This is a genomic window from Arthrobacter sp. AB6 (assembly GCF_031844545.1).
Classification (GTDB): domain Bacteria; phylum Actinomycetota; class Actinomycetes; order Actinomycetales; family Micrococcaceae; genus Arthrobacter.
On sequence record NZ_JAUZVL010000010.1, the window covers coordinates 1 to 23,140 of the forward strand.

Genomic DNA, 23,140 nt, shown 5'->3' on the forward strand with positions numbered 1-23,140 from the left:
GGGAGGTCACTGACCCGCGCCCGGGCGCCTGCGACGCCGCCTAGGTGGGACACGTCGAATGAGAGCCCGCTGCCAGCAGCTGCACAAGCAACTCCGCCAGCGAAACCGAAGCCAAGGCTTTCATCTTTTCTTTTCCCCCCTTTGGGACCATGCCGCCCGGGCAGCTCAGTGCCAGGTCAGGCGTCAAGCCGCTTGCGCAGGAGGCAGAACTCGTTGCCCTCGGGATCGGCCAGGACGTGCCATGGCTCGTCGCCTGCCTGCCCGACGTCGGCCGGGCGGGCCCCGAGGGCAAGCAGGCGTTCCAGCTCGGCGTCCTGGTCCCGGTCGATGGGGTTGACGTCGATGTGCAGGGGGAGGCGCCCGGTCCGCGGGTTGCTGCTCGGGCTCAGGATGATGGTGGGCTGCAGGCCGCCGAACCCGGCGTCCGGCGGGCCGATCTCGATGGCACCGTCCTCCCGGCCAAGCTCGACGTAGCCGAGGACATCGCTCCAGAACCCTGCCAGGAGTTCCGGATTGGCGCAGTTGAGGACCAGTTCGCTGATACGGGAGACCATGGTCCCCAGTGTACGGAGGCCCTGCCCGCACAGTCAGCACCCCCCCTTGTCCAACACACGCGTCAGACGTTGCATTAGGCTGGAATCCCCGGACCGACACCGGATCCACCACAAGCAAGCGAGGCATATCGTGCACCAGGACGCCGCCCGGTTCCTGTCCCAGCCTGTGGCTGCCCAGCCCGGCGCTCCCCTGCGCGTCGCGGTGTATTCGCGGATCGCCGCGGCCATCCGCAACGGCCTGCTCACGCCCGGTTCCATGATCCCCACCGAAACGGAACTCGGCACGGACATGAAGGTCAGCCGCACGGTGGTCCGCGAAGCCCTCATGCTGCTCGAAGAGGACGGGCTCATCAGGGCAAGGCGCGGCGTCGGGCGTTTCGTCTCGGACACGCTCCCCCGCATCGGCATCGAGCGCATCCAGCCGTTCGAGGACGTCCTCGGCAGCCCCGGCCAGCAGGTGGAGGTCAAACGCACCCAGGTGGTCCGGCAGGCCGCCTCCGAATTCGTCGCCCCCGGCATCGGCGTCGAACCCGGCACCGACTGCTGGCTCTGGGAATCGGTCCTGATCCGCGACGGCGAGGCGATCGCCCACCTGCAGGAAAATGTCACCGCCCAGCCCGTCAGCTTCGGCAAGGGCGCCGCCGCGCCCCTTGAGATAGAGGACGACGGCGGCGCCACCCTGCTTGCCGCGCTCAACAACCAGCTGGGCCGGCTGGCCGGGCCGGGCGAGTGCCAGATCAGCCTCAGCCAGGTGGGCCCCAGCCGGGCGAAGCTGCTGGACCTGCGTCCATCGGACCCGGTGCTGGTCCTGACCCAGTACGTGCGGAACGGCAACCGGCCCTTCTACCTGGCCAAATGCCTGGTCTCGGCCCGGGCCGGGCACCTCTCGGTGATGCAGCAGTTCCAGTCCTGACCCAGTCAGCCAGGGCTGTCCGCAACCGGAGGAGGGACGGCTCTTCACCGTCCCTCCCCTAGGATCAAGCGGTGATCTGTGGGACCTCGACCCAGGAGTCTTTTGCAGCCGATTCGACAATTGCGTCGTCGATGAGTGCGGTCTGGTAGCCGTCTGCGAAATTGGGGCTCACGCTTCCGCCTTCCGCAATGGCTTTGAAGAAGTCGTAGGCTTCGATGATCTTCGTTTCCCCGTAGCCGATGCCGAGGGCCGGAATGGGCCAGAGTCCTTCTCCGTAGGGATGGGCCGGGCCGGTGTAAACGGTGCGGAATCCGCGGCGGTCGCCTTGGTCGGAGGCGAAGCAGACCTGGAGCTCGTCGCGCCGTTCGTAGTTGAAGACGATGCTTCCTTCGGTTCCGTGGATTTCGAAGGTGATGTAGTTGTTCCTTCCGTACGCGTTGCGCGTCGCCTCAAGGGATCCGACGGCGCCGTTGGCGAAGCGGATCATCGTCATCACCTCATCGTCCACGTCAACTTCGCCGCGCGGGCCCTCTCCGCCCCGCACCGTTCCGAGTGCGTCAGCGCCGCCCGTTTGGAGCGGGCGCTCCGGGATCCAGGTGGACAGGACGGAGTTGACGGAGCTGAACTCACCGACGAGGTAACGGGCCATGTCGATGACGTGGGTTGCGATGTCGCCTAGGGCGCCGGACCCCGCGATCGACTTCTGGAAACGCCAGGACAACGGGGAGTTGGGATCGGCGCTCCAGTCCTGCAGGTAGGTGCCGCGGAAGCTGAGGATTCGGCCGATGGAACCTTCCTCAATGTATTTCTTGGCCAGCGCGACCGCGGGAGTGCGACGGTAGTTGAAGGCGACCATGTGGACGATGTTCTTATCCTTCACCGCGTCGTACATGGCTTTTGATTCTTCGCCCGTGCGCGCCAGCGGTTTCTCACAGATGATGTGCTTGCCTGCTTCGGCCGCGGCGATCGCGATTTCTGCGTGGAGGTGGTTTGGCGTAGCAATATCTACGACGTGGATGTCCGGATCGTCGATGATGCTGCGCCAGTCCGAGGTCGAATTCTCGAAGCCGAAGCGGCGGGCCGCTTCGGCGGCCAGTTCCGGGTTGGCCTCAGCGATGACCTTGCGGACCGGGAGGGCCGGGGCGGGCCAAAAGAACATGGGCATAGCGGCATAAGCCAAGGAATGGGCTTTGCCCATGAAGCCGCCTCCGATGAGGCCGACGTTGAGGTTCTGCATGTGAATCAGGTTCCTTTCGGAAAAGGCGGGAGTTGCCTGCTGTGGCTGTCCCTGGTGGTCAGGATGGTCAGAGGAGTTTCTCGAGGTACTTCTTGCTGATCTCGGCCGCTTCCCGGGGATCCCCGTCGTAGCCGTCGAGTTCCACCATGAGCCAGCTGTCGTAGCCGCTTTCCCGGATTGCCGCGAGGATGTCCGGGAAGTCGAGTTCGCCCTGGCCCAGGGGGAGGAAGGAAAAAGGGTCTTGCCGGAAGTCCTTGAGGTGGACGTGCCGGATCCTGTCGGGGTACTTCCGGATGACCGCGGCCGGATCTGCTCCGCCGGCCGCAAGATGGGCGGTGTCGGGGCAGAAACCGATCCGTGTGAGCGGCATGAGCTTGTCCAGCTCGTCCGGGCTTTCCACGATGGTGGTCAGGTGTGGATGGTAGCTCGCCGACAGCCCGAAGCTTTCGGCGATGTCCGTGACGTTGTCAAGGGCCTCGCCGAGGCGGCGGTAGTCCTCTTCGGTGGTTCCGGCCGCGCGCCGTGCTCCCCCTCCAACCACGAGCCGTTCAGCTCCGAAGTCTGCGGCCAGCTCGGCAGCCCGGTGGATCCGGTGCAGCTCGTCCGGAAGGATATCGGCGTAGATGAAGTTCGCACCCGTGTACACGCTTGTAAGGGATACCCCGGAACTGGCGAGGATTTCTTTGAGCTCCTCGGGCTTTTCCGCGTATTCCGCGAGGTTGCCGTCGAACATCTCAACACCCTCGTAGCCGACGGATGCGATGTCCCGGACGGCGTCCTTCATGGACCCGTGGGTCAGGTAAAAGAGGTCCTTGACGCTCGTCACGCCTTGGGCGTGGCCCACCACGCCGCCCCAGGTGATGGAACAGTAACCAAGTTTCATTGCTTGTGCCTTTCAGGAGCCGAAGAAGAGTTGAGAGTCATGTGTGCTACTTCTTCCGGGCCATAGCGACGGCCAGGATGATGATGGCGCCGCGGACAACCTGCTGCTGGCTGCTGTCGAGTCCGGCGAGGATCAGTCCGTTGTTGATCAGGCCGATCAGCAGGGCGCCGAAGAGGGTGCCGATGATGGAGCCGAACCCGCCGAAGAGGCTGGTTCCACCCAGGATGACGGCGGCGATGGCAGAGAGTTCGTCTCCCGATCCCCACTGGAACCGTCCGGACTGGAGGCGGCCGGCGTAGAGCATGCCGGCGACGCTTGCCGCCACGGCCGAGATAAGGAGCACCTGGAATTTGATGCGCTTGGTGTTGATGCCGGTGAACTCTGCGGCATTGCGGTTGCCTCCTGTAGCCAGGACCTGGCGGCCGAACCTGGTGCGGTTCAGTACGACGGCGCCGATGGCCACGAAGATGGCGCTCCAGACCACCAGCCCTGGAACGGGACCGAAGTTGCCGGATCCGAACAGCATGTTGAATGTGTCGTTCAGGATGGGCTGGGGCGCCGAGGCTGTGATCCATTGGGCGACGCCGACCGCTATCCCCAGCATGCCGAGCGTCACCAGGAAGGACGGGATGCCGAGGAGGCTGACAAGCGCACCGTTGACTGATCCGACCACGAGTCCGACGGCGAGGCCCGCGAGGATGCCGGGAATCAGCCCCCACTGGGACAGTGCCATCGCGGTGCAGACACTGGAGAGGCCGGCCACGGATCCGACGCTCAGGTCGATCTCCGCGCATGCGATTACGTAGGTCATGCCCACGGCGATGACGGTGATGGTGGCGGTCTGCCGGAAGATGTTCAACAGGTTGTTCGGCGACAGGAAGCCCTGGTCGCGCAGCAGAATGGCGAAGAAGAGGAAGACGACGACGAAGCCGATGTAGATGACGTAGCGCCGCCAGTCGAGTTCTTTCAGGACGGTGCCGAAATTGCGGGCCGCGGTGTCCCGGGGCGCGATGGTGTTTGCCTTGCTCACTGTTCAGACTCCCTGGACTGCAAGTTGGAGATACTCCTCGTCAGCGATCTCGCTGCGGGGAATGTCGCGGATGATGGAGCCGTCCCTGAGGACGAGGACGCGGTCGCTGACCGCGAGTAGTTCGGGGTACTCGGAGGAGATGACGATGACGGCTTTGCCGGCACTCGCCAGCTCACGGATCATGTCCAAGATTTCGCTTTTGGTGCCGATGTCCACGCCGGCCGTTGGCTCGTCCAGGATCAGGATGTCCGGATCGGTGCCCAGCCACTTGGCGATGACCACCTTCTGCTGGTTGCCGCCCGAGAGGAGCCGCACCGGGCGGTTGGGGTGGGCCACCTTGACCGCGAACCTCTTGATCAGCGACGAGGACAATTCCTTGCCCTTGGCGCCGTCGAGGAGTGGTCCCCGCTGGATCTGCCCAAGGAGGGGAAGCAGCAGGTTGTCCTGGACGGAATGCTCCAGTACCAGGCCTTGTGCCCTGCGGTCCTCCGGGATGAGGGCGACGCCGGCATTGATGGCCTGCTGGGGCGAGGCAAGGTTGACCTTCCTGCCCCGCAGGAGGACGTCACCGCTGTCCACCTTGTCGATGCCGAAGAGGGCACGGGCGAGCTCGGTGCGTCCGCTTCCCATCAGCCCTGCCAGGCCGAGGATCTCACCGGACCGGAGCGTGAAGGAAACGTCCCGTACCCGGTGCCCGGCGTTAAGCCCGCGCACCTCCAGCAGGGGCGCGCCGTCGTGCACCGCATGGTCCCGTGCGCGGTAGGAAAGCTGGCCCTCGATCTTCTTGCCCACGATGCCTTCGACGATCTGTTCGGGAGTGACGTCGGTCAGTGGCGCGGTAAGCAGGTGGCGGCCGTCGCGGAGGATGGTGATCCGGTCAGCGAGCCTGTACACCTCGTCCATGCGGTGCGAGATGTAGATGATGGAGATGCCCCGCTGCTTGAGGCGGTCGATCAGTTCGAAGAGCGCCTCGGACTCGTGCCGGGCCAGGCTGGCAGTGGGTTCGTCCATGATCAGCACTTGGGCGTTCTGGGCCAGGGCCTTGGCGATCTCGGTCAGCTGCCAGTATGCAGTCCCCAGCCGGGCGACCTCCGCACGGGGGTCGACGTCGACCTCCATCTCGGAGAAAACCTCCCGGGCCCGTTTCACCGCGGTACGGTCGTCAATGAGGCCGCCCCTGCCGAGCGGTTCGGCGGCAAGGAAGATGTTCTGTGCAACGGTCAGGCTCGGTACCAGGCTGAATTCCTGGAAAACCATCCCGATCCCGGCGGCCTTCGCGTCCTGGATCGAGTTGATGGCGGCCAGTTCCCCGCCTATGAGGATCTCTCCAGCGTCTGCCTGATAGACGCCCTGGAGGATCTTCATGAGCGTGGATTTCCCGGCGCCGTTGCCGCCTGCGAGTGCGTGGACCTCGCCCTTTCGGACGTCGAAGGCGACGTCCTTCAGCACGGAAACGCCGTTGAAGCCCTTGGAGATCGAGCGCATTTCGACGACATTGTCTGCGGTGTTCATGGTTGCCCTTTCGGCGCGGCGCGGGGGTTGGAGCCCCCGCGCCGTCGGGTCTGGCTACTGCTTGTAGGAGTCCTGGATGTCCTTCGGGGCGTCCTCGTGGTAGACCTGCTTCCAGGCTTCCAGGACGTTGGAGTGGTCAACCGGGAGGGCACTCAACGCCACATAGGCGGGCGCTTCCTTGCCGATGAGCGCGCCGGCAGCCAGCCGTGCCTCTGTAACACCCTGGTCGAACGGAACCTGCGCTCCGAGGCCGATGACGAGTTCGTCCTTGGCCAGGGCGATGGCGACATTCTTGCCGAGGTCCTCGGTGGCGATCTTCAGGTCCGGGCGGCCCGCGGCACGGGCCGCAGCCATGACACCCTCGGCGGGAACGTCCCACACCGCCCAGATGCCGGCCAGGTCAGGGTACTTGCTCAGCATGGCGTTCGCAGCTGCCTGCGCATCTCCAGCGAAGTCCGGACCGGCTATGCCCTTTTCCTCGACGATCTGGATCTCCGGGTACTCCTTCGTGATGGTTTCCTTGAATCCGTCGTAGCGCTGCTTGGTCACGAAGAAGTCGGCCTGGTGGAAGACGAGTCCGATCTTTCCCTTGCCCCCGAGCGCTTTGGCCATCTGGTGGGCGGAGACGACGCCGTTGCCGTAGTTGTCGGCCGAAACAACAGAGACGTAGTCCTTGCCGGCGGTCAGCCCCTGGGGGACGTTGTCCATGAAGACGAGCTTCGTGCCGGCATCCGCGGCTTTCTTGTACGCGGAGGCCGTGGCCACGGGGTCCGTTGGGATGGAAACGATGATGTCCGGATCCTGCGTCATGACAGTCTCGATGTCCGAGACCTGCTTGTCCGGCTTGAAGTTCGCGTCGGTTGTGGCGATGACCTTGATGCCGAGCTTCTCAAGTTCGCTCTTAAGTCCGTTTACCTGGGCTGTGGCCCAGTCGTTGCCGCCATAGTGCATCACGATTGCGGCTTTGGCGTTGAGTCCCTTGACCTTCGCGATCTCTTCGGGAGTCAAATCCGCGACGGACGCTGGCGAGGGCGTCTCGCCGTTGGGGCCCTTGCTCAGAACCTGCCCCTTGATCTTGTCAAGGGCCTGCTGGGCTTTTTCGGACACGCCGGCGTCGGGGGCGTTTGACGTGGCAGTTGTGGAACTGCTGCAGGAAGCGACAGAAAGTGACAGGGCTGCGGCCAGGGCCACGATGGGAAGCCTGCGGATCATCATTGTTCTCCAGTGCTTTTGAGTGGATGGATGGGGTGGGTGCGTGGGATGGATCAGGCGAGCGCTACTGCCAGGGCAGGGGGAACCGGCGAGAGGACGAGTCCGCCGGCGGCCGAGGCTGTGCGTAGAGCGGCGGCTTTGTCTGAAGCTTTCAGGAGCGCCTCTGCATGCACCTTGTCGACGAAAAGGCCCAGGGAACAGGGCCCTTGGTGGGCTTGGACCCACCGCACCGCTTCGCCTGCGGCTTTAGCCATTTCCCCGCCCGATTGGGCCATCGGACCGGCAATCGTGGACACGGACGCGGGTGCGCCGGAGTGGTCCACAGAGACAACCAGGCTTGCCCAGAGCAGGTTGCCATCGAAAATTCCGACGACGGCCGAGGAACCGGCGGAGACGAAGGTGCGGACAGCGGCTGCGAGATCGCTGGGCGCTGTATCCCTCAGGAGCACTTCCAAATTTGCCCACTGGGCCGGGTCGACATTTCGAAGCCCAGTGCTGGGATCGAGCGCGAGTGCGTAGACGATGCTGCTGTCAGCCATCCCGCTCCTTTCCTCATTGAACGTGCTACCTCCGTAAGCGTTTACGAACCGACCGTAAACGTTTACGGACCTCATCGTAAACGTTCACGGAGGATTGTGTCAAGCATCACGCGGGCAGCGGCTTCAGGCCGCCGGGACGTGCGGCCGACGTAGGATTGAAAACGCACGGAACCCATTGGTTCGGTCCGGGAGGTGCAAGACAGGAGAGAACGTGGCAGGGATGTCGGTTTCCCGTGAGGCGAAGGAGAAGCTAGCGGATGCCCCGCTGCGCCGGAAGCCCACCATCATGGACGTGGCCCAAGCCGCCGGCGTCTCCTTCGGAACGGTCTCGCGGGTACTCAATGACGCGCCGGACGTAAGCGCGGCTACGCGCCAGCGTGTTTTGCAGGTCATCAAGGACATCGGGTACCGCCGGAACCGGGCAGCCACCGCGCTGGTCACCAGCCGGTCGACCTCCATCGGCATCCTCTCTGACGGCTCCCCGCGGTTTGGCCCGGTGGGGACACTGATGGCCCTCGAGAACGTCGCCCGCAAGAAGGGCTACGCCACAACCGTCATCAGCGTCGAACAACCCGACGAAGAGTCCGTGCAGGCAGCCCTGGACACCCTGGACGATACCGGTGTGGGGGGAATCATTGTCATCGCTCCCCTGGTGGAGATGGCCGCGGCCGTCTGGAATGCGTCATTCCGCGTTCCGGTGGAGATGATCGCGGCCGGAGCATCATCCACTCCGAACGTCTTTACGTATTCGGAAAACCAGGAACTCGGGGCGCGGCTGGCCACCCAGCACCTTATCGACCTGGGCCACACGGATATCGCCCACCTCGCCGGCTCCATGGACTGGTTCGACGGACGCGTGCGCAAGCGTGGCTGGGAGGCCGCGCTCCGTGACGCAGGACTAGAACCAGGGTTGTGCCTCGAGGGTGACTGGAGCCCCCGGTGGGCATACGAGACCGGCCTCCGGCTCGTCCGGGAAGAAAAAATCCCCCAGGCCATCTTCGCCGCCAGCGACCACACCGCCCTGGGGGTCATACGCGCCTTCGCCGAAAACGGCGTCCGCGTCCCGGATGATGTCAGCATCGTAGGCTTCGACGATATTGAAGGCTCGGATTACTTCCTGCCACCCCTGACCACCGTGCGCCAAGACTTCACCGCCTTGGCGCTCATGAGCATGGAAGTGCTTCTTGGTGCAATGGAAGGGCGGGACGTGGACCGTACGCCAATCGCACCCACTCTTGTTGTGCGTAACAGCTCCGCCCGCGCTGACGCCCATAGCAGCAATGTGCCGCATCAGCCTTAGCCGCCGCGGATGGCGGTGCCGAGGATGTGGAAGGAGACCGGCGTGCGGGCGCCCGGAAACAGGTACCGGTCCAGGCTCTTGATGGTAAACCCGGCGCGTTCAATGGCCGCAGCGGTGTCGCGGCCCGTGTGGCATCCCCCGGCCACACGGGGCCAGAGGGTGGCATCGAGCACTCGTTGAAGCCGGACGAGACCGGGCGTGTCCGCCCGGACGTGTTCGAGGAAACGCAACCGACCGCCCGGTTTGAGCACACGGTGGATTTCCCGCAGCGCCGCCGTCTGGTCGGCCACCGAGCACAATACGAGCGACACAACCACCGCGTCGGCGCTGCCGTCAGTGCAGGGAAGCCTCTCCGCGAGACCATCAACAACCTCGACCGGTACCGGAGCGTGGCTGGCCGCTTCGCGGGCGAGGCGCCGCAGGTGCGGTTCCGGCTCCACGGCCAGGACACGGGTGACGGCGGGCGGGTAGTGCGGAAAGTTAAGCCCGTCGCCGGCACCTACCTCGACCACCTCGCCGGAGAGGCCGGTGAGCAACTCCTGGCGGCGCTGGTCCATGCCGCCGCGCTCCATCGCCTTACCCACCACCGGGTAGAGCCGCGCGAAGACCCGATGATGGACTGCCATATTGGTCACTCCTGTACCGGGCCTCGCCGGCCGACCCTTTAAACTCCGGGCGCTGTGCCGCCGACCGCCTTGTAGGCGTTCACGCGGCCATGGAACCAGTAGGTACCCGTGCCCGCGATCGGATCAGCAGTCGATTCGATGATGGTCCGGACTGATGCATTGTCGGCGCTGGCATACTTGCCCCGCACCAGCCCGGCCACACCGGCCACGACGGGTGAGGCCATCGACGTGCCGCTGGCTATGTCGTAGCCATGGGCGCGGCCGTTCTGGGTAGCGAGTTGGAAACTCCCGTTGGGGAAGGTCGAGTAAACACTGACACCGGGCGCAGCGACGTCCACCCACTTGCCGTAGGTGGAGAACGACGCCTTGGCGTCCTTGTTGTCCGTCGCCGCGACGGCGATCACGTTTGGATAGGCACCCGGGTAGATCTTGGACTGGGTACCTCCGTTGCCGGCCGCCGCGACGATCACCGCACCCGCCGTCCAGGCGTCATTGACCGCGGCTTCGAGGGTCCGTGATGAAACGCGCTGGCCCAGGCTCATGTTGATGACTTGGGCTTTTAGGCTGACGGCCCAGGCGATGCCGTTGGCAATGCTTGAGGTGGAACCGGAGCCGCTGTCGTTCAGGACCTTGCCGTCCAGGATCCTGCAGCCCGGGCACACCCCCGTGACACCAACCGCGTCTCTGGTTGCAGCGATGATGCCCGCCACGTGGGTGCCGTGGCCGTACTTGTCTTCACCGTTTGCCGCGGTACTGAAGTTTTTGTGTGCATCAACCTTGACTGCAATGTCCGGGTTGTCACTGGCCACGCCCGTATCGAGCACAGCCACCCTGATGCCGGCACCGATCGTTTCGCCTCCGCCCCAGGCTTCGACCGCGTCCACGTCGGCGTCGGGTTTCCCCGGGGCTACGTATGTGGTTTCGCGCGTATTCCAGAAGCCCTGGCCCGTGTTCTGCAAGGCGTACTGGCGGGGGACGTAGTCGACGTTGGAGTTATCAGTAGCGACGGTGGCCACCTGGTCGGCCTCGGCATACTCGACGGCCCGGTTCCGGCTGAGGGCTGCGATGAGCTGCAGTTCCTTACCGGCCGGTACCTTGATGAGGCGGGCCCCGGTGCTGCCAACCCCGGGACCGTCGCTGAGGCCGTGCTGGCGCAGCACGCCGGCCGCCGCGCCGTTGTCCCTGAATTTAACGAGGATCTGCCCCGGGACGTGCGTCGGCTGGCCGGCCGCGTTGCCCGGGACCGCGAAGGTGAGAGCGCCAAACCCCATCATGAGCGCCGCGAAACCCGCGACAACAGTTCTTTTCATGTGCCTATCTTGCGGCAACCTTCGCTGGCTGGATAGATACCGGCCAAAAAAGTCTTCGGACAGCCCAGGCCACCTACCCGGCGGAGGTGAGTGCCGCCGTCGTGCTTTCCGAACCTGCGCCGAAGGGGAAGCCAAGCAGCGTCTCCACCAGGTGCGGGGCGAAGTCCTCCTCCAGCGACAGGACCACGCGGCACCGCGCGCCCTTCACCTCCGGGTACCCCGCGTACAGCCCGCGCAGGTCGCAGACGGTCTGGCCGCGGGAGGGCCCGTCGGAGGTGTCGACGGCGGCGCGCACCACGGGTGCCAGGGCAGGCTTAACAGCACCAACAGCGAGCGCCGCCGCCAGCGGATCGTGCATCGCGGAGCAGGGCCGGCCGTAGATGCCCTCGTAGAACCGGAAGTAGTAGCCCAGCATCTCCCCCAGCGCCCGCGGCACCGGCGCGGAGGACGCCAGCAGCGCCTGCCGGTGCGGCTCCTCCAGCACCGAGGCCATGGTCACGTCCAGCGGCACCAGGGTGACATCCCACTCCGCGGCCAGCACTATGGCGGCGGCCTCGGGGTCGTGCCAGATGTTAGCCTCCGCCACGGGCGTGATGTTTCCCGGCGCCAGCGCGGCCCCGCCCATCACCGTCACCGACTCCACCAGGGACGGCAGCGCAGGCTCCAGCCGCAAAGCCTCGGCGATGTTGGTCAGCGGGCCGATCGCCAGCACGCGCAGCGCACCCGGATGGGAACGCGCCAGCCGCACCAGCATCTCCGCCGCGGACTCCGCCGCAAGCGGAGCAGCGGAAGGCGCCAGGGAAACCTCCCCGATCCCGTTCTCCCCGTGCACCCACGGCGCCCCGCCGGCAAACGAGCCAACAAGCGGGTCGTGTGCGCCAAGAGCCACAGGCACATCAGCGGCACCGGCGAGCGCCAGCAGGTCCAGGGTGTTGCGGGCGCCGGCGGCGGCACTGACGTTGCCGCTGACGGTCCCGATCCCCACCACGTCAGCACGAGGCGAAGCGAGGAGGTAGGCCAGGGCGAGGGCGTCGTCGATGCCGGTGTCGCAGTCCAGGTAAAGGGGGGCAGTCACAATAGATTCCTTCGAATGGGATAAGGGGTCAGACGGTCTCGCCCTTGGGGGCGGCGACGAAGAGGCTGGTGATGAACGCGGCGGCGGTGATGCCCACGGAAATCCAGAGGGCGGTGGCGTACCCGGCGGCGGTGGCCTGCGCGGCGAACGGCGCCACGAGGACGACGCCGAGGCTCGCCCCGATGCCGAATGAGGCGCCGTTGATGCCGGGCAGGGCGGCCGGGGCCTCCTTGGGTGAGAGCAGCACCGAGAGCCCGTTGATGGCGGTGAGGAAGAAGCCGTTGTAGAAGATGCCCAGGGCGGCGACGGCGACCAACACCGAAATCTGGTTGTCCGAGAAGGCGGCGGCAGCGACGGCGCAGGCCAGGCTCAGCCCCGTGCCAAACCGGAGGGTCCGGATCCAGCCGCGCCGGTCCGCCAGCCATCCGGCCAGGGGCGCGGCGAACACGCCGATCAGCGCGGCCGGGGTGAGGAACAGCAGGGCCGAGATGGAGGCACTGAGCCCGAAGCCGCCGTCGGGATCCTGGCTCAGCAGCACCACGGTGAAGTTGATGATGGCGAAGATGCCGGCGAGGGTGAGGACGGTGGTGGCGATGACCGGCCACACCTGGCGGGAGCGCAGGTGGTGGACGGCGATCAGCGGGTGGCTGCGGCGCTTCTCGATCATCCAGAACGCGGCGAAGGACGCCACGGTGCCGGCCAGCAGGGCCAGCGTGGACGGCGCGGTCCAGCCCTCGGCGGATCCGCCGGAGACGAAGTAGGTGGTGAACACCAGGAACAGCGAGAGGGACCCGGCGCCCCACCAGTCCATGGCGCCGCGCACGCCCTGCGGCCGTCCGGCCGGGACGATTCTGATGATGCAGGCGGCTGCGATGGCGGTCAGGACCAGGACGACGACGAAGATGGACCGGAAGCCGAGGGTCTCGGCCATGAGCCCGCCCACGTAGCCGTCCACGCCGCCCACTCCCCCGTTGATGGCGGCGATGATGCCCACGGAGGTGCCGAAGACTTTCGCGTGCAGGTTTTCGCTGAGCACGATGTAGGCGAGGGCGAAGACGGCGCTGGAGACGCCCTGCAGGAACCGGCCGGTGACCAGCAGTTCAAGCGTGGGGGCGGTGATGCAGAGGACGGTGCCGGCGCCCATGATCCCCAGGACCAGGAGCAGGGCGGCGCGGCGGCCAATGAAGTCGCTCCAGCGGCCGATGACCGGCCCGGCGATGGCGCCGGCCAGGAAGAACATGGACTGGACGGGGGCGGCGCTGTCCGCGCCCTGGCCGAATTCGGCGGCGATCTGCGGCAGCGCCGGGGTGACCATGCTGGCGTTGAGCTGGAAGGACAGCACGCCCAGCAGCAGGGTGGAGATCAGCAGGGCGGCGCGGCGGCCGGCGGCTTTCGGCGGGTCCGCGGGAAGTACGACGGCGGCGCCGCCCTGGGCGGGAGGCGCGGCTGCCGCGGGGGTTGGGGTGTTCACATCAAACTCCTTTGTTCGAGCAGAAGGGATCGTCTTTCATGGCGATTCGACTTGTTATACAACCATGTATGACTCACAAGTATAACCATGCGCTACACTTTTTCGAAACCCCCGCCGCTTCCGGCCCTCCCCCTGAGAGAGTTTTCCCATGAACACAACACGACCTGCCGTCACCGTGGTCGGCAGCATCAATCTGGACCTGATCGCCACCGCCGAACGGCTTCCCACCGCGGGCGAGACCATCGGCGGCGCCGTGCTCTCCGAGCAGCCCGGCGGCAAGGGCGCCAACCAGGCCGCGGCAGCGGCGCGGCTGGGCGGCAGCGCGCGCATGGTGGGCGCCGTGGGCGGCGACGCCCAGGGGCAGCGGATGCTGGACGCCCTGGCGGGTGCCGGCGTCGACACCGCGGACGTGTCGGTGCTTCCCGGGGCCACCGGGACGGCGCTGATCGTGGTGGACCGGGCGGGCGAGAACCAGATCGTGGTGTGCCCGGGCGCAAACTCACACCTGTCGCTGGACGGGGTGGAGTTCGGCCCGGAGGAAACGGTGCTGTGCCAGCTGGAGGTGGGCCTGCCGGTGGTGCTGGAGGCCGCCCGGAAGACTCCCGGGTATTTCGTCCTGAACGCCGCTCCGGCCATGGACCTGCCGGCGGAACTGCTGGAGCGCTGCGACCTGGTGATCGTCAACGAGAGCGAATACGCCCTGATCCCGGCCCTCGCCTCGGCGAAGCTGGTGGCCGTGACGTACGGCGGGGACGGCTCGGCGATGTTTGAGCACGGCCGGAAGGTGGCCGAGGCTCCTTCCGTTGCGGTCACGGTGGCGAACACCGTGGGTGCGGGGGACGCGTTCTGCGCCGCCCTGGTCCTGGCGCTGCGCCAGGGGTTGGACTATTCGCGGGCGCTGGCCGTGGCGAACGCGGTGGGCGGGGACGCCGTGGGCGATCCCTCGTCGCAGCCGGATTTGGCACGGCTGTGCTACTACGTGGAGCGGACTGCCGCAGCCGGCGGCGCTCGGTGAGCGTCGCACTTCGGCGGGCGGCATCACCAGCGCCACCTTCATGGAACGGGCGCACGCCCTCTACGAATCGCTGGGCTTCCGGCGGGCGCCCGAACGGGACTGGTACGTGCCGGGCGAGGACGTGCTGCTGTGGGTGTTCACGCTCCAGCTCACGGAGGCTACGGCCCCTCTTCGCGGGATTCAGCCCTCCCGTTAACGGCGGCTACGTCCGTAAAATGGACCATGGTGGTAATTTTCTCCGCGATCGGGATCCTGTTGTGGATTGCCGTCCTGTTCGCCGCGATGGTCCTGTGCGGCATCATCTGGACGGGCTGCAAGCTGATTCTCTGGGCGATGGACCTGAAACCCCTGCCCGCCGGGCCTGGAGCCCGGCCAAAAGCGCTGGCCAGGCCCGCCGTCGGCAGCGGACGGAGCGTGCAGCGCGCGCCCTTCCCGCCCGTAGTCGCCCGCATCCAGGACCGGCCGCGGGCGCAAGCACAGCCTGAATCCGGAATCTGGCCAAAATGGAGCCCGTCGCACAGGCTCTACAAGGCCCGCGAGCTGTCTCTCTGGCAGGAGCAGTTCGACGCCTTGGACTCCCGCGGCTAGGGGTCCCGTCTTCAGCCAGCCGGTTTCCCGGCGGATCCTCCGGCTCGGCCTCTGCACCGGAGGACGAGCCGTGCGGTGACGGCAGCGATGAGGCCGGCGAGGGTCACCGCCGTCACCGGACAATGCTTCCTGGAGCCCTGCGGGATCTTTTTGCGCACTTCGCGCATGCATGGTTGCGCTAAACGCGCATCAGACTCTATGATCCTTATCATGGTCGAAGCCGGGCGGCTCTCGATCCCCCCTCCCCCGACAACAATGAGGTTGCAACATGCATGTCCCGATCAAGGCCACCATGGAAAAAGTTCCTGGCGGCATGATGCTGGTCCCCCTTCTCATCGGCGCCCTCCTGGCCACCTTCGCGCCGGACTCCGCCAAGTTTTTCGGTTCGTTCACGGGGGCCCTCTTCACCGGCGGCACCACCATCCTGGCCGTGTTCTATGTCTGCATGGGTGCAAGCATCGACATCAAGGCCACCCCTTACATCCTGAAAAAGGGCGGCGTCCTTTTTGGCGCCAAGGTCCTGTTCGCGGTCATCATCGGCATCATTGCCGGCAGGTTCATGAGCGAACTACCCATTGAGGGCGGGCTGCTTGCAGGCTTGTCCGTCCTCGCCATCCTGGCAGCCCTCAATGACACCAACGGCGGCCTGTACATGGCGCTCATGGGTCAGTACGGCAAGCCGAAGGACGTTGCCGCCTACTCCGTCATGACGCTCGAATCCGGCCCCTTCCTGACCATGCTGACGCTGGGCGTGGCAGGCCTGTCGGCCTTCCCGTGGCAGGCCCTGGTGGGCGCCATCATCCCCCTGCTCCTTGGCGTCCTGCTGGGCACGCTTGACCCGGCCATGCGGAAGTTCCTGTCCTCCGCTGCCCCCGTCCTTATTCCGTTCTTCGCCCTGGCCCTGGGCTTCGGCCTGAACCTCGAAAAGGTACTTAGCGCCGGCCTGCTGGGCATCGCGCTTGGCTTGTTCGTGCTGATCGTCGGCGGCGCTGTGCTCTTCTTCGCGGACAAGCTGAGCGGAGGCACCGGCCTGGCCGGTCTCGCCGCTGCCACCACCGCAGGCAACGCCGCAACTGTCCCCATGCTGGTGGCTGCGGCCAACCCTGCGTACCTTCCCGCCGCCGGACCCGCCACCGTCCTGGTTGCCGCTTCCGTCGTCGTGACCGCCATCGGCTGCCCCATCATGGTTGCCTGGTACGCCAAGCGCCTCAAGGCCAAGGAAGGCGCGGCAGCTCCTGAGGTTGCACACGCAGTATGAGCACCAACACCACCACGCGCTGGGCAATCATCGCCGACGACCTGACGGGGGCGGCAGATGCTGCCGCGGCCTACGGCCCCACGCACACCAGCTCCGTAATGCTCGACGTCGGCAGCACCTGGCCGGAGGCGGAGATCCTTTCGATCAACACAGAGAGCCGCTACCTGGCGGCGGAGGAGGCGGCCGCGGCCGTCACTTCCGCCGTCGGGCGTGCCCTGGAGGAGGACCGGCGGGTCTTCAAGAAGATCGACTCGCTGCTTCGCGGCAATGTGGGCGCGGAGGTCGCGGCAGCACTGGCAGGGCTCGCCCGCGGCGGCAAGGGCCTGGCAATCGTGGCTCCGGCCTTTCCCGCCACGGGAAGGACCACACTGGGCGGCATTGTCCACGTGGGCGGCAGGCAGAACATTGAAGGCCGCTTCGGCGGCGACGTCGGCGGCGCACTTGCCGCGGGCGGCCTCACCGTCGAGGTGGTGGCCGGACCTTCCGGACGCACGCCGGAGGAACTGGCGGCGCACCTGCGCGACGTGCAGGAACGCGGGATTGACGCCGTCGTACTGGACGCCTCCTCGGACCAGGACCTGCACGCCATCGCGGCCGCCGCGGACCTGCTGGACTTCCCCGCGCTCCTGGTGGGCTCCGGCGGGCTGGCGGCGCACATCGCTTCGCGCGACGAAGGATCTGCGCGAAATGCGCAAGTGCGGCGCGTCAGCAGGACCCTCACGGTGATCGGCAGCTACTCCAGCCTTGCGCGGCGGCAAACCGAGGCACTGGTGGCCGCCGGCGCCGAGCACATCACGCTGGACCACCACGCGCTGGAGGGGCCAGCGGTGGCCCGCCTCGTCGCAGAGGCAATGACGCGGAATGACGTGGTGCTGACACCGGACCCGATGGGGACGGTGGACAAGTCGCAGGCGCTTGTGGTGGCGGAGGCCCTGGCCCGCGCCACGGCGGCGGGCATCGGGCACTGCGACGCCCTCGTCATGACGGGCGGCGAAACGGCCACGGCAGTTCTAAAGGCCCTCGGCGCGGGCAGCTTCACCGTCCTCGGTGAGATCGAGCCCGGCGTCGTGCTGAGCCTGCTGCCCGAGCCCCTCCCCCTGCTGGTCACCAAGGCCGGCGCGTTCGGGGACGCCGGTACGCTGGCCCGGACCATCCAATTTCTCACTGGCACTACAACTGAAATGAGTATCAAATAATGGGACGCCCGATTGTTGCCATCACCATGGGCGATGCGGCCGGCATTGGCCCGGAAATCATCGTCAAGGCGCTGGCGGACAGCGAACTGCGGTCAAAGGCGCGCATGCTGGTGATCGGCGACCTCCGCCGGATGCAGCTCGCCGCGGACATCGTCTCCAGCCCGCTGACCCTGCGCAAGGTCGCCGAACCGTCGGAGGCGTTGTTCGCAGAGGGCACCATCGACGTTCTGGACATCGACTGCATCCCGGAGGACCTCGCGTGGGGTGAGCTCTCCGCCGCAGCCGGCCACGGTTCGTTCCTCTTCATCGAAAAGGCCGTTGCCCTGGCCATGGACCGCCAGGTGGATGCCATCTGCACCGGGCCGCTGAACAAGGCAGCCCTGCACGCCGCCGGCCACAAGTACCCCGGCCACACCGAGCTCCTCGCCGAACTGACCGGCACCGAGGAAGTCTCCATGATGCTGACCGCCCCCAAGATGCGCGTCATCCACGTCACCACCCACATCGGCCTGATCGATGCGATTGCCAAGATCAACGGCGACCTGGTCTACCGGACCATCAAGCGCGGCTACGAACTGCTGCAGGCCTCCGGGATCGAAAACCCGCGGATCGCGGTGTGCGCCATCAACCCGCACGCGGGCGAGAACGGCCTGTTCGGCTACGGCGAAGAGGCGGAGAAGATCCAGCCGGGCATCGAGAAGGCGCAGGCGGAAGGAATCGACGCCTTCGGCCCGCTCCCGGCCGACACCCTGTTCTTCCTGGCCGGCCGCGGCGACTTCGACCTGGTGGTGGCCCAGTACCACGACCAGGGCCACGGCCCGGTGAAGGTCCTTGGCCTGGAGAACGGCGTGAACATCACCGTGGGCCTGCCCGTGGTGCGCACGTCCGTGGACCACGGCACGGCCTTCGACATCGCGGGCAAGAACATCGCGGACCACGAGTCCCTGCTTGAAGCACTGCGGCAGGCAGTGGACCTCGCGCCGGCACGCGAGGAAGCCCCCTAAGCACCCGTAAGAGACAAACGGCCGGTCAGCGTAGAATTGCTGACCGGCCGTTGTCGAGTGGTTCCGGTGCTGCGGGGAGTTTCAGGCGGCCGGACCTAGCATGGTTACCACTGCCACGGGAAGGAGACCGGGAATGCTGAGCGCAAACGCGCGGCGCGAGGAGATCTACCACCTCGCCGTGACCACCGGGCTGGCCTCCGTGGAGGAACTCTCCGCCCGGTTTGAGGTGACCGCCTCCACCATCCGCCGGGACCTGGCGCTGCTGAACGGGCAGGGCCGGCTGGCCCGCACCTACGGGGGCGCCATGGCCCTGGGCGCGCACCCCGAGGCGTCGCTGCGGCAACGCACCGGCGAGGCGTTCGAGCAGAAGCACGCCATTGCCCGCTGGGCCGCGGCCGTGATCCGGCCCGGAGAGAACATCCTGCTCGACGCCGGCTCCACCGTGGGTGCCTTGGCCCACGAACTGCGCGGGTTCGACAAGCTCTCCGTCACCACGCCGGGCATCAACACCCTGCAGGAACTGGCCGACTCGGAGGGCATCGAGGTGGACTGCCTGGGCGGCCGGTTGCGCGCCGTTTCGCAGAGTTTCGTCGGGCCCCTGGCCGAGGCGGCGCTGGAGCGGATGAGCTTCGACCGGGTGTTCCTGGGCGCCGACGCCGTCACCGCCGAGGACGGCATCTGCGAAGCCGACCACGCCCAGACCCGGCTCAAGGAGCTCATGGCGAGGCGCGGCCGGGAAGTCTACGTCCTGGCCGATTCCTCCAAGCTCGGCCTGCGGCCGTTCCATGCCTGGGTGCGGCTGGCACTTCCCTGGACCCTGGTGACGGACGACGGCGCCGGCCCCGGGCAGGTGCAGAAATTCCGGGACGCGGGGGTTGCTGTTGAGGTGGCCGCCGTTTCGGGCTAGGTCACGGCGGGTACGCTACCTTCTACAACGAGTGAAATCCCTGAATGAAATGGACGGACACCCATGCACGCCGTGCTCGAATACGCCTACGAGGACAACTACCTCCAGACCCGCGAAAAATACCGCGCAGACCACCTCAAGGCGGCGTGGGAAGCAGCGGAACGGGGTGACCTTCTGCTGGGTGGAGCCGTTGGGGAAGGACCCTTCACTGGGTTGCTGATCTTCACAGGCGAGAACGCCCTCGAGGCCGCAAGGGCATTTGCAGGTGCCGATCCGTACGTGACCGCCGGCGTCGTGACATCGTGGACCGCCCGCCCGTGGACAACTGTGGTGGGAACAGAGGCGGCCACGCCCGTTCGCCCCTGAGCCCCATCAACCCCGCCGCACGGGGCGAGGGTGGTGCAGAGCGTGGTGTCCCGGAGGGTGCCCGCTGCTGTCAGTTGCCCGCCGGCAATGGGCCCATGTACGGCTGCTCAGGCGGAACCTACAATGAGCCATGCCCATGACCGGCCGAGCCTTCTCTGTTGCGGCGCTGCTCGCCGCCGAGGCAGGACTGGCCCTGTTGGCTGTGCCGGTCCATCAGGGCTTCATGGCGGTGTACGGCAACGTCACCGCTACCGCGTTCGAGGGGCTCACCTGGGGGTTGACGGCCGGTCCTTCCGGCATGGCGCTCGGTCTGGTCGCGCTGGTTGCCGTGGCCGTCCTGGTGCTCTCGTCACGGCTATGGATGAGGCTGACGGCCGCGGCCATCCCGGTAGTTATGCTGCTCGTGATGCTTGCTGTCACCCCCCTGGCCCTGGGGCAGAAGGTCGGGAAGTACCACTCTTCTCCGCAGTGCGTGACCGAGGGTACGGATGAGCCCATGGCCAGTGCAGACCGCGAGTCCCAGCGGACGTTCGATTCCATCGCGCACATCGGCCTATACAGCGGTAGCGGCATGAGTGGTGTCGGCGGCTGTACACGCTGGTTAGTCATCTCAGAAAACGTCGATGTGTTGCAGCACTACCGTGCGGCGTTGCCGGAGGCGGGCTGGGAAGTGGTCGAGGATGACGGACGCCACCTGCGGGCCCATCATGATGGCTTGGCGTTCGTGGTGATGCCCTGCCCTGGCGGCGGTGCCGTCTGGGCAGGAAGCGAGGACGACCCCGCATTCGGACAAGGTACGCCTGGGCTGGCGGGCACCGACATTTGTCCGCACGGGATGCCCGCGATGTAGAGGGCAATCAGCAGCGCGGTCGCGGCTAGGACAGCGGTTCTGCGGGCTGCATGTCCGTTAGCCGGGCCGTGAGTCCGGTGAGCTCGGAGATGGTTGCCGGCCGGGAGTAGAAATACCCCTGGGCGTGGGTGCATCCGAGGCGCCGCAGGTGATCGCGCTGGGCGTCAGTTTCGACGCCTTCGGCCGTGGTGGCCAGCCCGAGTGCGTGGGCCAGCCCGACGACGGCGCCGACGATGGCGGTGTCCTCGGCGTCGATGCCAAGGCCGGCCACGAAGGACCTGTCGATCTTGACCACATCCACCGGGAACCGCTTCAGGTTGGTGAGCGAGGAATAGCCCGTGCCGAAGTCATCCAGCGCGATCCGGATGCCCATGGCCCGCAGCTGCCGGACGGTAGAGATGTTGGTGCTGTTGCTGTCCAGCAGGGCGGACTCGGTGATCTCAACGCACAGGGCGCTGGGCGGAAGCCCGGCGTCGCGAAGGGCACGCGCCACGGCGTTCACCATGCCGGGGCTGCTGAGTTCAACGGCGCTGACGTTGACAGAAACGTGCTGCGGAGCGCGTCCGGGATCTTTGCGCTGCCATGCCGCCACCTGGCGGCAGACTTCGGGGATCATCCAGCGGCCCAGGGGAATGATTAATCCGGTCGTTTCCGCCACGTCCAGGAACTCGGCCGGCGCCAGCAGGCCCCGGCCCGGATGGTCCCAGCGCACGAGCGCCTCCACGGAGGCAAGGCCCCCGTCAGCCAGGCCAATGACGGGCTGGAAGAGGACGCGCAGTTGGCCGTTTTCAATTCCCTGCCGCAGTTCCTTCTCGGTGCGCAGCCGGCTGTCACGGATGGCGCGCAGGTTCCTGTCGTAGACCACGTACCGGCCCCGGCCCGCTTCCTTGGCCCGGTACATGGCGATGTCGGCGTTTTGCAGCAGGTCGGCCGCGGTGCTGTCCCGGCCGGCCAGCGCGATGCCGATGCTGGCGCTGGTCCGGAAGACGTCCCGGCCGATTTCGTACGGGCTTTCCAGCCCGTCCAGCAGGCGTCGGGCCACGGCTTCTGCCGCGGCGCGGTCCGGGAGGCCTTCGCAGAGCACCACGAATTCGTCTCCTGCCAGGCGCGCCACGGTATCGTCCTCACGCCCCAGTAAGCGCAGCCGCCGGCCTACTTCGATCAGGAGGAGGTCGCCGGCAGCATGTCCCAGGGTGTCGTTGACGGCCTTGAACCCGTCCACGTCCACGAAGAACACGGCCACCTGCCCGCTGCTGCGCTGTGTCCGGGCCAGGGCATGGCTGATCCTGTCCATCAGCAGCACCCGGTTGGGCAGGCCCGTCAGGCCGTCGTGCATGGCCTGCCGGGTGAGCAGCTGTTCAGTTTCGCGGCGGCCCGTGATGTCCTCGAACTGGGCAACCAGGTACAGGGGCACGCCATGGTCATCGGCCACCACCGCGCTTGTCATCGAGGTCCAGACGATGTCCCCGCCCGCCTGGAAGAAACGCCGGGAATCGGTGTACTCGGTGACTTCCCCGGCCACCATCTGTACCAGCCGGCGCTGGGCCGCGGACCGGTCCTCCGGCACCATGAAATCCAGGACACTGCCGGACTCCACTTCCGTGGGCGTGCGTCCCAGGAGGGCGTAAAAGGCGGAGTTGGCCCGCAGCACCTTGCCTGCATCTCCGGGGTCCAGGCTGAGGAGCGCGATGCCGATCGGGGCGTGCTCAAAGGCAAGACGGAAGCGTTTCTCACTGAGTTCAAGCTCGGCGGCGCCCTGCCGGCGCACAGCATTCAGCTCCGCTTCGGCTTCAAGTTCCGCCAGGCGCTGCCGCTCGATCAGGTCCTCGAAAATCACCGGTCCCGCCAGCATGGATGCGTACGCCCGGCGCAGCGTCCAGTAATAGAGGCCCACTCCCGCCGTCGTCACCTCCCACAACGCGTCATGCCAGGAGATGCCCTCCCTGGAGGCGTGGCCCTCGGGGACGTCCAGCCCCAGGAAAGGCAGCAGCGGATGGACAGCGTGCAGGCCGTGCCCCACGGAGCAGGTAAAGAAGATCGCCGCCGTTGCAGTTCCCAGCCGGTTCCGGCGCACCTGCCCGGACCGGGCCAGGGGCACAATGATGGCCACCGAAATCGCCAGGTAGGAGACGGCCACCACCGTATTTGCCGCCGACGAGAGCCACCACCAGTCCACCCGCATCCCCCTGCGCCCTGTCCGGAACACACGCATATCGGGTTCCGTGAATCATTTGATCTTGGAGGGCCGGCAGCTTTTCGTCAACATCCTCCAGGAACTCGCCGGTTCCGAGGGT

23 protein-coding genes are annotated in these 23,140 nt (G+C 66.6%); 11 read left to right on the forward strand and 12 right to left on the reverse strand.

The genetic code is table 11. From position 1 onward, the window contains the following. Positions 1-176: 176 nt before the first annotated feature. Positions 177-554 carry a VOC family protein gene (locus Q9R30_RS09930; protein ID WP_311217473.1) on the reverse strand — a complete coding sequence of 126 codons (378 nt, stop codon included), beginning with the start codon at positions 552-554 and terminating at the stop codon, positions 177-179. A gap of 130 nt (positions 555-684) precedes the next feature. Here Q9R30_RS09930 and Q9R30_RS09935 point away from each other — a divergent pair, with 130 nt between their 5' ends. Beyond that, positions 685-1,467 (forward strand): GntR family transcriptional regulator, encoded by a 783-nt coding sequence (locus Q9R30_RS09935; protein WP_311217474.1) that lies wholly within the window; start codon positions 685-687, stop codon positions 1,465-1,467. A gap of 64 nt (positions 1,468-1,531) precedes the next feature. Here the strand turns inward: Q9R30_RS09935 and Q9R30_RS09940 are convergent, their stop codons facing one another. The 6 genes from Q9R30_RS09940 to Q9R30_RS09965 form a co-directional block, all read right to left on the reverse strand. After that, complete coding sequence (locus Q9R30_RS09940) at positions 1,532-2,704, reverse strand: Gfo/Idh/MocA family oxidoreductase (RefSeq protein WP_311217475.1); 1,173 nt, start codon at positions 2,702-2,704, stop codon at positions 1,532-1,534. A gap of 67 nt (positions 2,705-2,771) precedes the next feature. Beyond that, positions 2,772-3,587 carry a sugar phosphate isomerase/epimerase gene (locus Q9R30_RS09945; protein ID WP_104997110.1) on the reverse strand — a complete coding sequence of 272 codons (816 nt, stop codon included), beginning with the start codon at positions 3,585-3,587 and terminating at the stop codon, positions 2,772-2,774. A 46-nt stretch (positions 3,588-3,633) separates the two neighbouring features. Further along, positions 3,634-4,617, reverse strand: a complete 984-nt coding sequence (locus tag Q9R30_RS09950; protein ID WP_311217476.1) for an ABC transporter permease — start codon at positions 4,615-4,617, stop codon at positions 3,634-3,636. A 3-nt stretch (positions 4,618-4,620) separates the two neighbouring features. Beyond that, positions 4,621-6,129: a sugar ABC transporter ATP-binding protein gene (locus Q9R30_RS09955; protein ID WP_311217477.1), complete on the reverse strand. Its 1,509-nt coding sequence runs from the start codon at positions 6,127-6,129 to the stop codon at positions 4,621-4,623. Positions 6,130-6,183: 54 nt separating this feature from the next. Then, positions 6,184-7,344, reverse strand: coding sequence for a substrate-binding domain-containing protein (locus Q9R30_RS09960; protein WP_311217478.1), 1,161 nt, complete (start codon positions 7,342-7,344; stop codon positions 6,184-6,186). A 50-nt stretch (positions 7,345-7,394) separates the two neighbouring features. After that, a complete protein-coding gene (locus Q9R30_RS09965; protein WP_311217479.1) occupies positions 7,395-7,880 on the reverse strand; it encodes a hypothetical protein in 486 nt (161 codons plus the stop codon). Positions 7,881-8,100: 220 nt separating this feature from the next. On the opposite strand from Q9R30_RS09965, the gene Q9R30_RS09970 reads away from it, so the two are divergent. Next, positions 8,101-9,180: a LacI family DNA-binding transcriptional regulator gene (locus Q9R30_RS09970; RefSeq protein WP_311217563.1), complete on the forward strand. Its 1,080-nt coding sequence runs from the start codon at positions 8,101-8,103 to the stop codon at positions 9,178-9,180. On the opposite strand, the gene Q9R30_RS09975 is transcribed toward Q9R30_RS09970, so the two are convergent. From Q9R30_RS09975 to Q9R30_RS09990, 4 genes are all read right to left on the reverse strand, one after another. After that, entirely contained in the window at positions 9,177-9,806 is a 630-nt protein-coding gene (locus Q9R30_RS09975; RefSeq protein ID WP_311217480.1) for a class I SAM-dependent methyltransferase, read from the reverse strand. The genes Q9R30_RS09970 and Q9R30_RS09975 overlap by 4 nt on opposite strands. A 38-nt stretch (positions 9,807-9,844) precedes the next feature. Further along, positions 9,845-11,116 (reverse strand): S8 family serine peptidase, encoded by a 1,272-nt coding sequence (locus Q9R30_RS09980; protein WP_311217481.1) that lies wholly within the window; start codon positions 11,114-11,116, stop codon positions 9,845-9,847. Positions 11,117-11,189: 73 nt separating this feature from the next. Beyond that, on the reverse strand, positions 11,190-12,191 hold the full coding sequence (locus Q9R30_RS09985) for a nucleoside hydrolase (protein ID WP_311217482.1): 1,002 nt from the start codon (positions 12,189-12,191) through the stop codon (positions 11,190-11,192). Positions 12,192-12,219: 28 nt separating this feature from the next. Beyond that, positions 12,220-13,662: an MFS transporter gene (locus Q9R30_RS09990; protein ID WP_311217483.1), complete on the reverse strand. Its 1,443-nt coding sequence runs from the start codon at positions 13,660-13,662 to the stop codon at positions 12,220-12,222. Positions 13,663-13,810: 148 nt separating this feature from the next. Here Q9R30_RS09990 and Q9R30_RS09995 point away from each other — a divergent pair, with 148 nt between their 5' ends. The 9 genes from Q9R30_RS09995 to Q9R30_RS10035 all read left to right on the forward strand — a co-directional run bounded on the left by Q9R30_RS09995 (position 13,811) and on the right by Q9R30_RS10035 (position 20,846). Further along, positions 13,811-14,677 carry a ribokinase gene (locus Q9R30_RS09995; protein WP_311217484.1) on the forward strand — a complete coding sequence of 289 codons (867 nt, stop codon included), beginning with the start codon at positions 13,811-13,813 and terminating at the stop codon, positions 14,675-14,677. Positions 14,678-14,717: 40 nt separating this feature from the next. Continuing rightward, entirely contained in the window at positions 14,718-14,873 is a 156-nt protein-coding gene (locus tag Q9R30_RS10000) for a hypothetical protein (RefSeq protein WP_199775434.1), read from the forward strand. Between the two features lie 26 nt (positions 14,874-14,899). Next, a complete protein-coding gene (locus Q9R30_RS10005; RefSeq protein ID WP_311217485.1) occupies positions 14,900-15,265 on the forward strand; it encodes a hypothetical protein in 366 nt (121 codons plus the stop codon). A 268-nt stretch (positions 15,266-15,533) separates the two neighbouring features. Then, on the forward strand, positions 15,534-16,523 hold the full coding sequence (locus Q9R30_RS10010; RefSeq protein WP_104997097.1) for a 2-keto-3-deoxygluconate permease: 990 nt from the start codon (positions 15,534-15,536) through the stop codon (positions 16,521-16,523). Further along, complete coding sequence (locus Q9R30_RS10015; RefSeq protein WP_311217486.1) at positions 16,520-17,719, forward strand: four-carbon acid sugar kinase family protein; 1,200 nt, start codon at positions 16,520-16,522, stop codon at positions 17,717-17,719. Before Q9R30_RS10010 ends, Q9R30_RS10015 begins: the two co-directional genes overlap by 4 nt. After that, entirely contained in the window at positions 17,719-18,723 is a 1,005-nt protein-coding gene (gene pdxA / locus Q9R30_RS10020) for a 4-hydroxythreonine-4-phosphate dehydrogenase PdxA (protein WP_104997095.1), read from the forward strand. The genes Q9R30_RS10015 and pdxA overlap by 1 nt, the downstream gene beginning before the upstream one ends. A gap of 133 nt (positions 18,724-18,856) precedes the next feature. Further along, complete coding sequence (locus Q9R30_RS10025; protein WP_311217487.1) at positions 18,857-19,630, forward strand: DeoR/GlpR family DNA-binding transcription regulator; 774 nt, start codon at positions 18,857-18,859, stop codon at positions 19,628-19,630. Between the two features lie 63 nt (positions 19,631-19,693). Then, the gene (locus Q9R30_RS10030) at positions 19,694-19,996 is read left to right on the forward strand and encodes a YciI-like protein (RefSeq protein ID WP_104997093.1); all 303 of its coding nucleotides are present in this window, start codon (positions 19,694-19,696) and stop codon (positions 19,994-19,996) included. Positions 19,997-20,132: 136 nt separating this feature from the next. Then, positions 20,133-20,846 carry a hypothetical protein gene (locus Q9R30_RS10035; RefSeq protein ID WP_311217488.1) on the forward strand — a complete coding sequence of 238 codons (714 nt, stop codon included), beginning with the start codon at positions 20,133-20,135 and terminating at the stop codon, positions 20,844-20,846. Between the two features lie 25 nt (positions 20,847-20,871). Here the strand turns inward: Q9R30_RS10035 and Q9R30_RS10040 are convergent, their stop codons facing one another. Beyond that, complete coding sequence (locus tag Q9R30_RS10040; RefSeq protein WP_311217489.1) at positions 20,872-23,058, reverse strand: EAL domain-containing protein; 2,187 nt, start codon at positions 23,056-23,058, stop codon at positions 20,872-20,874. Positions 23,059-23,140: the final 82 nt, after the last annotated feature.

Bases quoted from the DNA above. Each gene is read 5' to 3' on its own strand.
- Q9R30_RS09930 (WP_311217473.1), bottom strand. From the start codon at position 554: ATGGTCTCCCGTATCAGCGAACTGGTCCTCAACTGCGCCAATCCGGAA.
- Q9R30_RS09940 (WP_311217475.1), bottom strand. From the start codon at position 2,704: ATGCAGAACCTCAACGTCGGCCTCATCGGAGGCGGCTTCATGGGCAAA.
- Q9R30_RS09945 (WP_104997110.1), bottom strand. From the start codon at position 3,587: ATGAAACTTGGTTACTGTTCCATCACCTGGGGCGGCGTGGTGGGCCAC.
- Q9R30_RS09955 (WP_311217477.1), bottom strand. From the start codon at position 6,129: ATGAACACCGCAGACAATGTCGTCGAAATGCGCTCGATCTCCAAGGGC.
- Q9R30_RS09960 (WP_311217478.1), bottom strand. From the start codon at position 7,344: ATGATGATCCGCAGGCTTCCCATCGTGGCCCTGGCCGCAGCCCTGTCA.
- Q9R30_RS09965 (WP_311217479.1), bottom strand. From the start codon at position 7,880: ATGGCTGACAGCAGCATCGTCTACGCACTCGCGCTCGATCCCAGCACT.
- Q9R30_RS09970 (WP_311217563.1), top strand. From the start codon at position 8,101: ATGTCGGTTTCCCGTGAGGCGAAGGAGAAGCTAGCGGATGCCCCGCTG.
- Q9R30_RS09975 (WP_311217480.1), bottom strand. From the start codon at position 9,806: ATGGCAGTCCATCATCGGGTCTTCGCGCGGCTCTACCCGGTGGTGGGT.
- Q9R30_RS09980 (WP_311217481.1), bottom strand. From the start codon at position 11,116: ATGAAAAGAACTGTTGTCGCGGGTTTCGCGGCGCTCATGATGGGGTTT.
- Q9R30_RS09995 (WP_311217484.1), top strand. From the start codon at position 13,811: ATGAACACAACACGACCTGCCGTCACCGTGGTCGGCAGCATCAATCTG.
- Q9R30_RS10000 (WP_199775434.1), top strand. From the start codon at position 14,718: ATGGAACGGGCGCACGCCCTCTACGAATCGCTGGGCTTCCGGCGGGCG.
- Q9R30_RS10005 (WP_311217485.1), top strand. From the start codon at position 14,900: ATGGTGGTAATTTTCTCCGCGATCGGGATCCTGTTGTGGATTGCCGTC.
- Q9R30_RS10010 (WP_104997097.1), top strand. From the start codon at position 15,534: ATGCATGTCCCGATCAAGGCCACCATGGAAAAAGTTCCTGGCGGCATG.
- Q9R30_RS10015 (WP_311217486.1), top strand. From the start codon at position 16,520: ATGAGCACCAACACCACCACGCGCTGGGCAATCATCGCCGACGACCTG.
- pdxA (WP_104997095.1), top strand. From the start codon at position 17,719: ATGGGACGCCCGATTGTTGCCATCACCATGGGCGATGCGGCCGGCATT.
- Q9R30_RS10025 (WP_311217487.1), top strand. From the start codon at position 18,857: ATGCTGAGCGCAAACGCGCGGCGCGAGGAGATCTACCACCTCGCCGTG.
- Q9R30_RS10030 (WP_104997093.1), top strand. From the start codon at position 19,694: ATGCACGCCGTGCTCGAATACGCCTACGAGGACAACTACCTCCAGACC.
- Q9R30_RS10035 (WP_311217488.1), top strand. From the start codon at position 20,133: ATGACCGGCCGAGCCTTCTCTGTTGCGGCGCTGCTCGCCGCCGAGGCA.
- Q9R30_RS10040 (WP_311217489.1), bottom strand. From the start codon at position 23,058: ATGCGTGTGTTCCGGACAGGGCGCAGGGGGATGCGGGTGGACTGGTGG.